We start from the raw sequence: 14724 nt of genomic DNA on the forward strand, positions 1-14724 counted from the left end.
ATTTAGGTTCTGGCGCCGAGAGGTGTGAGAGTTCAAGTCTCTCCGACCGCACCATTATTGAATAGAACCCAGCTTTTTAGCTGGGTTTTGTTTTATCTGGAATATGTAAATCTGCAAGCCAAGTCACCAAGTATTCTCTCCTATAACCTCACTTTTACTACAATTTTATTAGACAATGTCTGCTCCATTTTCTAACTGAGTATGACTGCCTATGAAAACCCTCCCTTTAACGATCGGTTGCTACACAGATTCTCCAAGTAATAGCCAAGGTGTATATCAAACTCAGTTAGATCTAGAAACGGGAACGCTGTTGCCTTTAGAGCTTATAGCGGCCTGCACTAACCCCTCGTTTATTACCACGACAAAGTTGGGGGTCTACACAGCTTCTGAAGTTGACCAAAAGATGCAACCACAACTGATTCATATACCGAATTCTGATTCAAAAATAGCGTCAAATACTGGGCCAATATCAGGAGATCACCCTTGTCATATCACGATAGATCCCCACAATAAGTTTGCTATTACATCGCAATATTCATCAGGGACATTCGATATCTTTAGTTTAAGTATCAATGGCAATATCGATAAACGGCTCAAAACACTCAAAATGGTTGGTTCTGGACCTAATGCAGAAAGACAAACGGGCCCACATGCACATCAAAGCCTTTTCCTAAAGAACTCTCCGCAGTTTGTGACCGTCGATCTCGGAACCGATCGAATCAACTTCTATTGCTTTGACGAAGAGCAAGAAGAGTTCCTTGATGAACCAATGCAATCTATCAAAGTGCGTGCAGGGAATGGACCTCGTCATCTAACCTTTAACCAAGCTGAAGATAGAGCTTATGTGGTATGTGAGCTCTCTGAAACGATATTGATTTTGGAAAAGTCTTTAGGAGTGTGGAATATTGTGGAAGAAGTTGATGTACTTCCTAATATGGAAAAAGGAGAAGCAGCGGCTGCAATTAAGCTATCGCCAGATGAGCAATTTCTTTATGTGTCTTGCCGACATCAATCCAGAATCAGTTGTTTTAAAATAGACTCCGTCACTCAAAAGCTCATTTTTATGGATAGTTACGATGTTGAAGGTAAGTTCCCTCGCGACTTTCATATCACTAATGACGGCCAATGGCTTATCTCCGCAAACCAGCATTCCAACAACCTCACGTCATTCAAACGAGATATTGAAGATGGCTCCCTCACCTATACTGGATGCTCTTTAGCCATTGATGCACCTGTGTGTGTAACGCAATAGTATTAAGAATTAAGAATTAAGCACTAAGCACTAAGCACTAAGCACTAAGCACTAAGCACTAAGCACTATCATGAAATCAAAAAAGGAGAGCCTCAGCTCTCCTTCTTTTATAACTAGATAATTTGGACTAACCAATCACAACCCTAAAGCGTATTTAAGCACCTGTGATTTAATCGGCCCTGAGTTTTCTGCTAGCTTTAGTGCTGCATTTCGCACAAGCTTAAGTGGGCCAATGTCATTGCTAAACGTTTTGTAGAAAAAGTCCATGCCACTTTGCATCATTAGATTGTCACCTCTTCTGATCACTTCATAGCGTCTCGCCACAGATTGATTCAATTCACCTTTCTCTTGGGTGATATCCAATAGTGCTGCCACATCTTTAAAACCCAAGTTAACACCCTGCCCTGCTAGAGGGTTAATCGTATGTGCAGAGTCCCCGACTAAAATACAGCTATTCTTTGAGTATGATTGAGCATGACGTCGTGTCAGAGGAAAAGAACCCGAGTTCAAAACTTTGATATCACCTAACTCTTTAGGAAAGTGAGTAAGTACTTCATTACGTAGTTTTTCAGGGGGCATTGCTGACAGTTGCTTAATACGCAGTGGAGAATCATACCAAACTAACGAGCCCTGCCCGACTTCTTGATCGTCAGAGACTAGAGAACACAAAGGCAAAAATGAACGAGGGCCACTTGGTAAAAATTGCTGCCAAGTAATATCTTGCTGAGGCTGTTCTGTTTCTACGTTGATAAGCATGCAGTGCTGTCGGTAATCCCAAGCCGTAATACCAATCCCTGCTTGCTGACGGACGGCTGAATTTGCGCCATCAGCGCCAACCACCCACTTCGCTGACAACTGAGTACCCGACTGAAGCTTGACTATATTGGTTTCACCAAACTCAATCTCATCGAGCTTTTCTGGACATAACAGTTCGAGATTGTTGTAGGCATCAAACTGAGCCCATAAACCCAATTGGATTAATCGATTCTCAACGATGTAACCTAAACGAGGTAAATCAAGAGATGCAGCATCAAACCGAGTACGACACTCTGGGTTTTCCCAAGTTTCCAATCGCTTGTAAGAACAGACGCGCATCGCTGCAATACTTTGCCATGCACCAAGATCTTCAAGCAAATCGACCGATGCTTGAGAAATCGCTGACACACGAATGTCCATCGCTTGCGACTCATCAAAAGCTTGTGGGGCAAAACCTTCGATCACCGCAACACTCAGACCTTGCTTTGCAAAACCGATTGCTGTTGCTGCACCAACCATGCCGCCACCGACGACTACAATATCGTAACTGTTCATATTTTGTACTTATCAGTTTGATTCTTTGACTGTTTTTGATTGTACTTTTTCATAACGAACTTGTAACCAAAAACCTTATTCGAAAGAAGGGTTATCCCTTATGGCATATGGCGTTAACGATAATAAAAACCACTACATAAGAGATTTGTTCAGACTACTAGTCAGTCGGTTTTGAAACCAGTACAATACGCCGCTTGCCGCTAGAGCCTGTCATAAAATTGAATACCGAATTATGACGAACGGAGCTAGCGGATGAATAATGGGCGATTTGCTCCCTTAAATTAAACTAACGATCGAGCGAACATATAATGAGTAAGAAACTGCTAATTAAAACTTGGGGCTGTCAGATGAATGAATATGATTCATCAAAAATGGCCGACCTGCTTAACGCTGCAAATGGCTATGAGCTAACTGAAGTACCTGAGGAAGCAGACGTACTACTATTGAATACTTGTTCTATCCGCGAAAAAGCGCAAGAAAAAGTATTCCACCAGCTTGGTCGTTGGAAAACGCTTAAAGATAAAAAAGAAGGTGTGGTGATCGGTGTGGGTGGCTGTGTAGCGACTCAAGAAGGTGATCACATTCGTCAACGTGCACCTTACGTAGACGTTATCTTTGGCCCACAAACATTACACCGTTTACCAGAGATGATTAAGTCATCACTATCTAACGAAAAGCCAGTAATGGACATCTCTTTCCCAGAGATCGAAAAGTTCGATAACCTGCCAGAGCCAAAAGCAGACGGCGCAACAGCCTACGTTTCTATCATGGAAGGTTGTTCTAAGTACTGTACTTACTGCGTTGTTCCATATACTCGTGGCGAAGAAGTTAGTCGTCCAATGGATGATGTGCTATTCGAAGTTGCACAACTTGCAGAGCAAGGCGTACGTGAAGTAAACCTGCTAGGCCAAAACGTAAACGCATTCCGAGGCCCTACTCACGAAGGTGACATCTGCACATTTGCAGAGCTCCTTCGCCTAGTTGCATCTATTGATGGTATCGACCGTATTCGTTTCACAACAAGCCACCCGCTTGAGTTTGGTGACGACATCATTGAAGTTTACAAAGATACCCCTGAACTAGTGAGCTTCCTTCACCTACCAGTACAAAGTGGTAGTGACCGTATTCTTACGATGATGAAGCGTCCACATACGGCTATCGAGTACAAATCTATTATCCGTAAACTGCGTAAAGCTCGTCCTGACATTCAAATCAGCTCTGACTTTATTGTTGGTTTCCCTGGTGAGTCTAAGCAAGACTTCCAAGATACAATGAAGCTAATTAAAGAAGTTGATTTCGATATGAGCTTCAGCTTTGTTTTCTCTCCACGTCCAGGTACGCCAGCGGCAGATTACCCATGTGATGTACCAGCACAAGAGAAAAAAGATCGTCTGTACGAACTGCAACAAACAGTAAACACACAAGCTATGCGTTTCTCTCGTCTAATGCTAGGCACAGAGCAGCGTATTCTTGTTGAAGGTCCATCAAGAAAGAATCTCATGGAACTGCGTGGCCGTACTGAAAACAGCCGTGTTGTGAACTTCGAAGGTTCTGCAGACCTAATCGGTCAGTTTGTAGATGTGAAGATCACTGAGGTTTACACTAACTCACTACGTGGTGAGCTAGTTCGCACAGAAAAAGACATGGGTCTACGCGTTGTAATGACTCCAGCAGAAATGATGGAAAAAACAAAACGTGAAGACGAGCTAGGTGTAGCGACATTTACGCCATAGGCAATACAACTGTTTGAGCACAAAGCGCAAACACAAAGCTTGAAATTACCTAACTAAGTGACCATCTTAGAAATAGGGATATCACCATCAAAAGCCCGGTCTAAATCGGGCTTTTTGCTCTTTTTTATATTTAAGAGTGAGTGGCACAAAATGAGAGGCTAATTTGAGCAATAAAATCGTTACCTTAGAGATAAACCTAGAGCCAGCAGACAACAAGCGCTTGGCAAGTTTATGCGGACCATTTGACGACAACATCAAGCATCTTGAGCGTCGTCTGGGTGTTGAGATTAATTACCGTAGCAACTTTTTCACGATTGTCGGTAAGCCTCACACTACAGCCGCCGCTTTAGACATCATCAAACACCTCTATGTTGAAACGGCTCCAGTTAAAGGCAACATAATCGATATCGAACCGGAGCAAGTGCATCTGGCGGTCACTGAGTCTGGTATTTTGGAGCAACACGTCGAGTCTGAAATCGACTACGGCAAAGAAGTGACCATTAAGACTAAAAAAGGCGTTATCAAACCTCGCACGCCAAACCAAGCACAATATCTAATGAACATGGTCACTCATGACATCACTTTTGGTATTGGACCTGCTGGTACTGGTAAAACGTACTTAGCTGTTGCGGCTGCGGTTGATGCACTTGAACGTCAAGAAGTTCGTCGAATCCTACTGACTCGTCCTGCTGTTGAAGCTGGTGAGAAGCTTGGTTTCCTACCGGGTGATTTAAGCCAAAAAGTAGACCCCTATTTGCGTCCGCTTTACGATGCACTGTTTGAAATGCTTGGCTTTGAGCGAGTTGAGAAGCTGATTGAACGTAACGTGATTGAAGTTGCTCCACTGGCTTACATGCGTGGTCGTACATTGAATGATGCGTTTATCATTCTTGATGAGAGCCAAAACACCACGGTAGAGCAGATGAAAATGTTCTTAACCCGTATCGGTTTTAACTCTCGCGCTGTGATCACAGGTGATATTACACAAATCGATTTACCTCGTGGTGCAAAATCAGGCCTACGTCATGCAACTGAAGTGCTCAGTGAAGTGGATGATATTAGCTTTAACTTCTTCATGTCTGAAGACGTCGTTCGTCACCCTGTGGTTGCTCGTATCGTTAATGCGTACGAGAAGTGGGAAGCCAAAGACCAAAAAGAGCGTAAAGAGTTTGAGGCTCGCAAACGAGAAGAACGAGAAGCCAAACTTCTTGAGGCTCAGCAAGCTGTTACGACACAATTAGCAACACAAAATAGTTCTGTCATTGCAGAGCAAGGTGATAAATAGATGTCTATTGAACTAGACCTGCAATTAGCAGTCGAAAATGAGCAAGGTCTTCCAACTGAGCAAGATATTCAACTTTGGTTAGACAAGACAATTCCTCAGTTTCAAGAAAACGCCGAGTTGACGGTTCGTATTGTTGATACACAAGAAAGCCACCAGCTCAATCATGACTATCGTGGAAAAGATAAGCCAACTAACGTGCTGTCTTTCCCATTTGAAGCACCACCAGGAGTGGAATTAGATCTACTGGGTGACCTCATTATTTGCCGCCAAGTTGTCGAAAAAGAAGCAGAAGAGCAAAGTAAGCCTCTGCTAGCACACTGGGCTCATATGGTTGTACATGGCAGTCTGCATCTGCTAGGTTATGATCATATCGAAGATGATGAAGCTGAAGAGATGGAGTCACTCGAAACAGAAATCATGCAAACTATGGGGTTTGAAGACCCGTATATTCTAGAAAAGTAAATCGATTCTAGTAAAGTAGGTTGCAGAGAAACAATAACTCATCGAACCTGTGATTTTCGCAGGAATCTGAGTTGTAACGTGTGCTATCACACTTCTGATAGCGTTATTTTTTGAGAAATCATGAACGAAGGTAACCCCCCCACTTCTGAGGGAAGTAAAAAATCTGAAGGTCCGAGTAGAAAGTCCTTCTTTGAACGCCTAGGCCAACTATTTCAAGGTGAAGTAAAAGATCGCCAAGAGCTCGTAGATGTAATCCGCGACTCAGAAATTAATGACCTCATTGACCACGACACGCGCGACATGCTCGAGGGTGTAATGGAAATTTCAGAGATGCGAGTACGCGATATCATGCTGCCTCGCTCTCAAATGGTTACAGTTGAACGCACCGATGATTTAGATACATTGATTGCGCTTATTACTGATGCTCAACACTCTCGCTACCCAGTGATCAGTGAAGACAAAGACCATGTTGAAGGCATTCTATTAGCGAAGGACCTACTTAAGTATTTGGGTTCAGAAAGTGCCCCATTTGATATCGAACAAGTGATTCGCCCTGTCGTGGTTGTTCCTGAAAGTAAGCGTGTTGATCGCCTACTCAAAGAGTTCCAAGAAGAGCGCTACCACATGTCTATCGTTGTCGATGAGTTTGGTGGAGTTTCTGGCCTGGTAACCATTGAAGATATCCTCGAAGAAATCGTTGGTGAAATTGAAGACGAGTTCGACGATGAAGAAGAGCTAGATATTCGTAAGCTGAGTAAGCATACCTTCTCTGTAAAAGCTTTAACCACTATTGAAGAGTTCAACGATACGTTTAACACTGCCTTTAGTGACGATGAAGTGGATACCGTAGGCGGCATGGTTATGACAGCACTCGGTCACCTGCCGGTTCGTGGCGAAATTGTAGAGATTGAAAACTACCATTTCAAAATAACATCAGCAGATAACCGTCGTGTGATTCAGCTACAGGTAACCATTCCTGACGAACAGCCTCTTCCTACTATCGAAGAATAACAACTTCTCTCTAAAGAGATGACAGAAATTAGATGACTAAGACCTTTATTCATCGCCTATTACGGCCGCTTGCGGCCGTTTTTGTTGGCGCTATAACCACCCTTTCATTCGCTCCATACTCTATATGGCCTCTTGCTATTCTCAGCCCAGCTTTGTTGCTGTTACTGATCCACAACCGCTCTCCTAAGAGTGCGCTTTGGGTTGGCTACGCATGGGGTTTAGGTCAATTCACGACAGGTATCAGCTGGGTATACGTCAGCATTGATGGTTTTGGCGGCATGCCACTGGCTGCCAACCTATTTTTGATGGCATTGCTTGTTGGCTACCTAGCCGTTTATTCGGGTCTATTTACCTGGAGTTTGAACAAGTTCTTCCCTGCTAATAACCTAAGCCGCTTTTTCCTTGCAGCTCCTGCATTGTGGTTAATCAGTGATTGGCTACGTGGCTGGGTAATGACGGGCTTCCCTTGGCTTTGGTTAGGCTACAGCCAAATCGATTCGCCACTAGGTTCATTTGCACCGATTGGCGGCGTCGAGTTAGTAACTCTAGCGATCATTGTTTCAGCCTCTGCATTCGCTTATGCGATTGTTAACCGGGCCTGGAGTATCGCTATCATTCCTGCCGTCGTATTTAGCACCGGTTTTGGTATTCGCAACATCGATTGGGTCACGCCGAACCCTGAAAAAACTACGTCAGTCGTCTTAATACAAGGCAACGTCGATCAAGACAGTAAATGGCTGCCGAGTCATCGCTGGCCAACCATGATGAAGTACACCGACCTAAGCAGAGAAAACTGGGACGCCGATATCATCATCTGGCCTGAAGCGGCTATTCCTGCATTTGAGGTAGAGATTCCATCTTTCCTACGAAACTTAGACAGTGCAGCCAAGATGAACAACAGCTCGATCATCACTGGCGTGCTGAATCAATCTGAAGATAAGAAGTACTACAACAGTGTTCTTTCACTTGGTGTGAATCCATATGGTGAGTACAGCTACGATCCAGACGAGCGCTATCATAAACACCATTTGTTACCGTTTGGTGAGTTTGTTCCGTTTGAAGATATCTTGCGCCCATTAGCACCGTTCTTTAACTTGCCAATGTCATCATTTAGCCGTGGCGACTTTGTTCAACCAAACATCGTAGCAAATGGTCGTCATCTAGCGCCTGCGTTGTGTTATGAGATCATATTTAATGATCAAGTTAGACAAAACGTAACAGATGAAACTGACTTTATTCTAACGCTCTCTAACGATGCGTGGTTTGGTCGTTCGATTGGGCCATTGCAACATATGGAAATTGCACAGATGCGTGCTCTAGAGCTTGGTAAGCCGCTTATTCGCTCTACCAACAATGGTGTGACGGCTGTTACCGATTATAAAGGCAACATCATCAAACAAGTGCCTCAGTTTGAAACGGCCGTATTAAAAGCTGAACTCATTTCAACGGATGGTCAAACGCCTTATCACACAGTTGGTACTTGGCCACTGTACATCTGGGCGTTGCTCAGTTTGGTGATGGGTTGGGTAATTAGAAAGCCAAAGAGCTAGATTCGAAGAAAAGTGATTAGAGGGTTGACTGATTGAGTCAACCCTTTTTTATTGCCGCAGTTTGAAGTTAATTACATGTTTACGGTTTAAGGGCTTTACGACTAAACCCTTTAGAACCACATTTAATGCATGGAATGATATTGGTTGGGTGGTTATATTCGGTTTGATGACCACACTCGTCACATACCAAAGTACCTAACCCAATGACTTCACCCGCTTGATATAGGCCCTGATGCTCTAAATCTTGGAACAGTTCAACCCATTCCACCTTAGTTCGATCAGTGATGTCCAACAGGCCTTGCCAAATAGAGTCTGCAATCATCAAATAAAACGGACCACTTTTGCTCTCTTCATAGCTTTCGGAAAACTCTTTTAAATCCGATTTTACGTAAGCGGAAATCAACGACAGCTCGTCTTTGGTCATGTCATTGGCTGCTTTCGCAAATTTACCTGACGTTTCGATTTTGTTGTTGAGCTCTTCAGGACTATGCTTCAGCGTTTCGATGACCTCTTCAACCACTTCTTCATAGAGTGCTTTTTTCTTCGGCATAACAACCTCCTTAAGATAACCAACTTTTACGCGGGCAAACGGGTGCGTCACAATGCACTCCCGCTCACAAACAAATGCAATTCATACTCTTAAGTATAGTTGCCCTGCGAAATTCAGTGAAAATTACGCCATCTACTAGGCAGCAACTGCAAGTATGAAGGGTATAACTATTGTTGTACTAGGCTCCTTTAGGTATTCTATGACGATCTGTAAGATTCTGTTCTAACCGAACTCACAAATTCCAAGATAACCGGATACCATCGATGCAAGAACAATATAACCCGCAAGAGATTGAACAAAAGGTTCAACAACACTGGGATGACAGCGAGACTTTCGTTGTAAGTGAAGACCCAAATAAAGAAAAATTCTACTGTCTTTCTATGTTCCCGTACCCAAGTGGCCGACTGCACATGGGTCACGTGCGTAACTACACCATCGGTGATGTGGTATCTCGTTTCCAACGTCTACAAGGCAAAAACGTAATGCAGCCAATCGGTTGGGATGCATTCGGCCTACCAGCAGAAAACGCAGCTGTAAAAAACAACACAGCGCCTGCTCCGTGGACTTACGAAAACATCGAATACATGAAAAACCAGCTTAAACTTTTAGGCTTTGGTTACGACTGGAAACGTGAATTCGCAACATGTACACCTGAGTACTACCGTTGGGAACAAGAGTTCTTCACTAAACTTTACGAACAAGGCCTAGTTTACAAGAAGACTTCTTCTGTTAACTGGTGTCCAAACGACCAAACTGTACTTGCAAACGAGCAAGTAGAAGACGGTTGCTGCTGGCGTTGTGATACTCCGGTAGAACAAAAGAAGATTCCACAGTGGTTCATTAAGATCACTGAGTACGCTCAAGAGCTGCTAGACGATCTAGACAACCTTGAAGGTTGGCCTGAAATGGTTAAGACCATGCAGCGCAACTGGATCGGTCGCTCTGAAGGTGTTGAGCTATCTTTCGCTGTTAACGGTGAAGAAGCGCCACTAGAAGTTTATACAACTCGTCCAGACACACTAATGGGTGTTTCTTATGTTGGTATCGCTGCGGGTCACCCTCTGGCAGATAAAGCATCACAGAACAACCCTGAGCTTGCAGCATTCGTTGAAGAATGTCGCAACACCAAAGTGGCTGAAGCTGAACTAGCAACGATGGAAAAGAAAGGTATGGATACTGGCCTAACGGCGATCCACCCTCTTAACGGTCGTGTTGTTCCTGTTTACGTAGCTAACTTCGTTCTTATGGATTACGGCACAGGTGCTGTAATGGCGGTTCCTGCTCACGATCAACGTGACTATGAATTCGCAACTAAGTACGGCATCGATATCATTCCAGTAATCAAGCCAGAAGACGGCTCTGAACTAGATGTGTCTGAAGCGGCTTACACTGAAAAAGGTGTACTGTTCGATTCTGGTGAATTCGATGATCTTGCATTCCAAGAAGCATTCGATGCAATCGCTGCGAAGCTTGAAGCTGAAGGCAAAGGTAAGAAAACAGTAAACTTCCGTCTACGTGACTGGGGTGTGTCTCGTCAGCGTTACTGGGGGGCTCCAATCCCAATGGTAACCACTGAAGACGGTGAAGTTCATCCAGTACCAGCAGACCAACTGCCAGTAATTCTTCCAGAAGACGTGGTAATGGATGGTGTTACTAGCCCAATCAAAGCTGACAAATCTTGGGCTGAAACAACATTCAATGGCGAACCTGCGCTACGTGAAACTGATACGTTCGATACGTTCATGGAATCTTCATGGTACTACGCACGTTACTGTTCACCACAAGCTGACGACATTCTAGATCCAGAGAAAGCAAACTACTGGTTGCCAGTTGACCAATACGTTGGTGGTATCGAGCACGCATGTATGCACCTGCTTTACTCTCGTTTCTTCCACAAGCTTCTTCGTGATGCGGGTTATGTAACGTCTGATGAACCGTTCAAGCAACTCCTATGTCAAGGCATGGTTCTCGCTGACGCGTTCTACCACACGAACGAGAAAGGCACGAAAGAATGGATTGCTCCAACTGACGTGACTATCGACCGTGACGCAAAAGGTCGCATTGAAAAAGCAGTCGACAACCAAGGCCGCGACGTTGAACACTCAGGCATGATCAAAATGTCTAAGTCTAAGAACAACGGTATCGACCCACAAGAGATGGTAGACAAGTACGGCGCTGATACAGTACGTCTATTCATGATGTTTGCATCGCCTGCAGACATGACACTTGAGTGGCAAGAGTCTGGCGTTGAAGGGGCAAACCGCTTCCTTAAGCGTGTTTGGAAACTGGTTCACGCTCACTCTGCTAAGGGTGCAGCTGAAGCTGTTGACGCTTCTGCGCTATCTGGTGACCAGAAAGCACTTCGCCGTGATATCCACAAGACTATCGCGAAAGTAACGGACGATATCGGCCGTCGCCAAACGTTCAACACAGCAATCGCTGCGATCATGGAACTGATGAATAAGCTCGCGAAAGCACCTCAAGAATCTGTACAAGATCGTGCAATCCTTGATGAAGCGCTAAAAGCAGTTGTACGTATGCTTTACCCTATGACGCCACACATCTCTTACGAAATGTGGATTGCGCTTGGTGAATCAAACGTAGACTCAGCAACATGGCCAACGTTTGACGAGAAAGCGCTAGTTGAAGACGAAAAGACTATCGTTGTCATGATCAACGGTAAGCTACGAGCAAAACTAACGGTTGCTGCTGACGCGACAGAAGAGCAAGTTCGTGAACTTGGTCTAAACGATGAGAACGCTAAGAAGTTCCTAGATGGCTTAACTATCCGTAAAGTTATCTTCGTACCTGGTAAGCTTCTAAACATCGTTGCTAACTAATTTCGTTAGCACAGTGCAATTACTGAAGAATTAACGAACTTAATTCATCAAAAGCAGTCTGTAGACAGGGTAACTAATAACCCTGTCTACTTATTTAAACGCTTTAGACTTGAGCCTAACAACTCAAGCGAACTAAAGCCTTTTAATAAGTATTCTACCTTCATGAGAGCCATCAAATAATGCGCCTGAATTCACTATCTTCATTGAAAGTTACTATTGTTGTTCTAACCGTTAGCCTACTGAGCGCCTGTGGTTTTCACCTGCGCGGTGATTACTCTGTGCCAGAAGAGCTCAACAAGATCTCTGTGACCAGTTACGACCAATACAGTACGTTTACACGCATGATGAGAGGCCAGTTGCGTATGAATGATGTGGAAATCGTGCCACCTGCTGAGAACACACCTAACCTTCACATCATTAGCGAAGGCGTCGGTGAGCGTACCCTGTCTCTTTACCAAAACACTCTAGCGGCAGAAAAAGAACTGACGCTCAATGCTTCATATCGTGTGACGATACCAGAGCTAGGCGACAAAACCTTCTCAACTAGCGTAACTCGAAGCTATTTAGATAACCCACTAACAGCGCTCGCAAAATCGGTTGAACGTGACATGATTGAAGATGAGATGCGCAAGTTGGCAACAAGCCAAATCCTTCGTCAAATGGCTCGATTGAAAGCAAATATTGCAGCCGACAGTATGGATCTACAAGCTCTAGAGAACGTTCAAGTGAAAGAGCTTGAGAAACAATACAACATCAAGAACATCGAAATTGACGACGTTGAGATCGACGCAAGTGCATCTCCTGATGCTGAGCCTAGCGTAACTGTCGATCAATAGGTTTATTTAATGCGTATTTTTGCTGATCGTTTATCTGAGCAACTTGCTAAACAGTTAAGTAACGTTTACCTAATTTTTGGTAACGAACCTTTACTGCTGCAGGAAAGCCGAGAAGCGATTCAAAAAACAGCCAAAGAGCAAGGCTTCGAAGAACGCCACCGCTTTGCTATTGATAGCAGTCTGGACTGGAATCAAGTCTACGACTGCACTCAAGCATTGAGCCTATTCTCTAGCCGTCAGCTCATCGAACTTGAATTGCCAGAGTCCGGGGTCAATGCGGCGATTGCAAAAGAATTACTCGCAATCTCTGAGCATATACACAACGATATTCTATTGATCTTGATTGGCACTAAGCTAACTAAGGCTCAAGAGAGTGCTAAGTGGTTTAAAGCACTCTCGAATCAAGGCCACTGGATCAGCTGCCTAACTCCTGATGTCAGCCGCTTACCTCAGTTTGTCCAAACACGCTGTCGTCAGATCGGCTTATCTCCGGATCCTGAAGCGATACAAATGTTGGCGCAATGGCATGAGGGTAATCTATTTGCGCTCACCCAAAGCCTAGAAAAACTGGCTCTCCAATACCCAGATGGAAAGCTCACATTAGTACGTTTAGAAGAATCGCTGAGTCGACACAACCACTTTACGCCATTCCACTGGAGTGATGCGTTATTAGCAGGCAAAGGCAATCGTGCACAGCGAATCCTGCGTCAGTTAGAAGCCGAAGGTGTCGAACCCGTTATCTTATTGCGCAGCATACAACGTGAGCTTGCTCTGCTATTACAAATGCAGCAACAAATGAAGCAAATGCCAATCGCGCAGGTATTTGAAAAGCACCGTATCTGGCAATCAAAAAAACCTCTTTATAACTCTGCGCTAACAAGAGTTTCGATATCTCAATTACACTCCCTGTTTGCGCTACTCACTCAAGTAGAATTGATGATAAAAACGCAATATGAACAGTCGCCTTGGCCACTAATTCATCAGTTAAGCGTAGAGTTTTGTATCCCTTCAGCTTCAATCCCATTTCACGCATAAAAGCGTGGTATATTCTAGGGTCAACAGACCCTAAAAAGCTAAACTCAGATTAAAGGAACACCCCGTGTTACGTGAAGAACTAAAAGATTTTCTTGCAGACAAAGCCGACGACATGAAAGCAGAATCGATTGTGACTATCGATGTAGAAGGCAAATCAAGTGTTACTGACTACATGATTGTTTGTACTGGTACATCTAAGCGCCATGTTGCCTCTATTGCACAGCACGTTGCTGATGAAGTGCGCAAGGCTGGCATGAATCCCCTTGGCATGGACGGCCAAAAAGAAGGTGAATGGGTTGTTCTAGACATGGGCACAAGCATGCTTCACGTTATGCAAGAAGAGCATCGTGAACTGTACCAACTAGAAAAACTTTGGGGCTAAGCTTTGAAGATCCAGTTAATCGCAGTTGGTACAAAAATGCCAAAGTGGGTTGAAGAAGGCTTTAAAGAATATAAACGCCGCTTCCCTCATGATATGCCATTAGAACTCATTGAAATCACGGCGGGAAAACGCGGTAAAAATGCCGATATTGCACGTATTCTTCAAAAAGAAGGCGAAGCGATGTTAGCTGCAGTTCCAAAAGGTAACCGCATTGTTACACTCGATATCCCAGGTAAAAAGTGGGATACGCCTCAACTGGCAGAGCAATTGGAAAGTTGGAAGCTGGATGGCCGTGACGTTTCTATCCTTATTGGCGGGCCTGAAGGATTAGCACCAGCATGTAAAGCGGCAGCAGACCAAAGCTGGTCTCTGTCAGCACTTACTCTCCCTCACCCATTAGTACGCGTTATCATGGCTGAAAGCTTGTATCGAGCTTGGAGCGTCACTGCTAACCACCCTTATCATCGAGAATAAGCG

Annotated in this window: 13 protein-coding genes; 11 read left to right on the forward strand and 2 right to left on the reverse strand. The window is 44.3% G+C overall.

Features of this window, described 5'->3' with window-relative positions; all coding sequences use genetic code 11:
* Positions 1-211 precede the first annotated feature (211 nt).
* Entirely contained in the window at positions 212-1252 is a 1041-nt protein-coding gene (locus tag ACED60_RS21865) for a lactonase family protein (RefSeq protein ID WP_371728468.1), read from the forward strand.
* A gap of 135 nt (positions 1253-1387) precedes the next feature.
* On the opposite strand, the gene ACED60_RS21870 is transcribed toward ACED60_RS21865, so the two are convergent.
* On the reverse strand, positions 1388-2563 hold the full coding sequence (locus ACED60_RS21870; protein WP_371728469.1) for a 2-octaprenyl-3-methyl-6-methoxy-1,4-benzoquinol hydroxylase: 1176 nt from the start codon (positions 2561-2563) through the stop codon (positions 1388-1390).
* Between the two features lie 308 nt (positions 2564-2871).
* Between ACED60_RS21870 and miaB the strand changes: the two genes are divergently transcribed.
* The 5 genes from miaB to lnt all read left to right on the forward strand — a co-directional run bounded on the left by miaB (position 2872) and on the right by lnt (position 8604).
* Positions 2872-4296, forward strand: a complete 1425-nt coding sequence (gene miaB / locus ACED60_RS21875) for a tRNA (N6-isopentenyl adenosine(37)-C2)-methylthiotransferase MiaB (protein WP_009848484.1) — start codon at positions 2872-2874, stop codon at positions 4294-4296.
* Between the two features lie 163 nt (positions 4297-4459).
* The gene (locus tag ACED60_RS21880) at positions 4460-5581 is read left to right on the forward strand and encodes a PhoH family protein (protein WP_009848483.1); all 1122 of its coding nucleotides are present in this window, start codon (positions 4460-4462) and stop codon (positions 5579-5581) included.
* On the forward strand, positions 5582-6043 hold the full coding sequence (gene ybeY / locus ACED60_RS21885) for an rRNA maturation RNase YbeY (RefSeq protein ID WP_135382070.1): 462 nt from the start codon (positions 5582-5584) through the stop codon (positions 6041-6043).
* Between the two features lie 120 nt (positions 6044-6163).
* Positions 6164-7054, forward strand: a complete 891-nt coding sequence (corC, locus tag ACED60_RS21890) for a CNNM family magnesium/cobalt transport protein CorC (RefSeq protein ID WP_012603382.1) — start codon at positions 6164-6166, stop codon at positions 7052-7054.
* Between the two features lie 32 nt (positions 7055-7086).
* The gene (lnt, locus tag ACED60_RS21895; RefSeq protein ID WP_371728470.1) at positions 7087-8604 is read left to right on the forward strand and encodes an apolipoprotein N-acyltransferase; all 1518 of its coding nucleotides are present in this window, start codon (positions 7087-7089) and stop codon (positions 8602-8604) included.
* 79 nt (positions 8605-8683) lie between these two features.
* Here the strand turns inward: lnt and ACED60_RS21900 are convergent, their stop codons facing one another.
* A complete protein-coding gene (locus ACED60_RS21900; protein WP_017062329.1) occupies positions 8684-9154 on the reverse strand; it encodes a zinc ribbon-containing protein in 471 nt (156 codons plus the stop codon).
* A gap of 263 nt (positions 9155-9417) precedes the next feature.
* On the opposite strand from ACED60_RS21900, the gene leuS reads away from it, so the two are divergent.
* From leuS to rlmH, 5 genes are all read left to right on the forward strand, one after another.
* Positions 9418-11994 carry a leucine--tRNA ligase gene (gene leuS, locus ACED60_RS21905; RefSeq protein ID WP_371728471.1) on the forward strand — a complete coding sequence of 859 codons (2577 nt, stop codon included), beginning with the start codon at positions 9418-9420 and terminating at the stop codon, positions 11992-11994.
* Positions 11995-12173: 179 nt separating this feature from the next.
* Positions 12174-12830 (forward strand): LPS assembly lipoprotein LptE, encoded by a 657-nt coding sequence (gene lptE, locus ACED60_RS21910; protein ID WP_371728472.1) that lies wholly within the window; start codon positions 12174-12176, stop codon positions 12828-12830.
* A 9-nt stretch (positions 12831-12839) separates the two neighbouring features.
* The gene (gene holA, locus ACED60_RS21915) at positions 12840-13865 is read left to right on the forward strand and encodes a DNA polymerase III subunit delta (RefSeq protein ID WP_371728473.1); all 1026 of its coding nucleotides are present in this window, start codon (positions 12840-12842) and stop codon (positions 13863-13865) included.
* A 64-nt stretch (positions 13866-13929) separates the two neighbouring features.
* Positions 13930-14247, forward strand: coding sequence for a ribosome silencing factor (gene rsfS, locus ACED60_RS21920; protein WP_009848475.1), 318 nt, complete (start codon positions 13930-13932; stop codon positions 14245-14247).
* 3 nt (positions 14248-14250) lie between these two features.
* Positions 14251-14721, forward strand: a complete 471-nt coding sequence (gene rlmH / locus ACED60_RS21925; protein WP_009848474.1) for a 23S rRNA (pseudouridine(1915)-N(3))-methyltransferase RlmH — start codon at positions 14251-14253, stop codon at positions 14719-14721.
* Positions 14722-14724: the final 3 nt, after the last annotated feature.

This window comes from Vibrio sp. 1F279, from assembly GCF_041439815.1.
GTDB lineage: Bacteria > Pseudomonadota > Gammaproteobacteria > Enterobacterales > Vibrionaceae > Vibrio > Vibrio tasmaniensis_A.

What these genes read in the sequence shown, in the direction of transcription:
- miaB (WP_009848484.1), top strand. Translation starts at nt 2,872, where the DNA reads ATGAGTAAGAAACTGCTAATTAAAACTTGGGGCTGTCAGATGAATGAA.
- holA (WP_371728473.1), top strand. Translation starts at nt 12,840, where the DNA reads ATGCGTATTTTTGCTGATCGTTTATCTGAGCAACTTGCTAAACAGTTA.
- ACED60_RS21870 (WP_371728469.1), bottom strand. Translation starts at nt 2,563, where the DNA reads ATGAACAGTTACGATATTGTAGTCGTCGGTGGCGGCATGGTTGGTGCA.
- ybeY (WP_135382070.1), top strand. Translation starts at nt 5,582, where the DNA reads ATGTCTATTGAACTAGACCTGCAATTAGCAGTCGAAAATGAGCAAGGT.
- corC (WP_012603382.1), top strand. Translation starts at nt 6,164, where the DNA reads ATGAACGAAGGTAACCCCCCCACTTCTGAGGGAAGTAAAAAATCTGAA.
- leuS (WP_371728471.1), top strand. Translation starts at nt 9,418, where the DNA reads ATGCAAGAACAATATAACCCGCAAGAGATTGAACAAAAGGTTCAACAA.
- lnt (WP_371728470.1), top strand. Translation starts at nt 7,087, where the DNA reads ATGACTAAGACCTTTATTCATCGCCTATTACGGCCGCTTGCGGCCGTT.
- lptE (WP_371728472.1), top strand. Translation starts at nt 12,174, where the DNA reads ATGCGCCTGAATTCACTATCTTCATTGAAAGTTACTATTGTTGTTCTA.
- ACED60_RS21865 (WP_371728468.1), top strand. Translation starts at nt 212, where the DNA reads ATGAAAACCCTCCCTTTAACGATCGGTTGCTACACAGATTCTCCAAGT.
- ACED60_RS21900 (WP_017062329.1), bottom strand. Translation starts at nt 9,154, where the DNA reads ATGCCGAAGAAAAAAGCACTCTATGAAGAAGTGGTTGAAGAGGTCATC.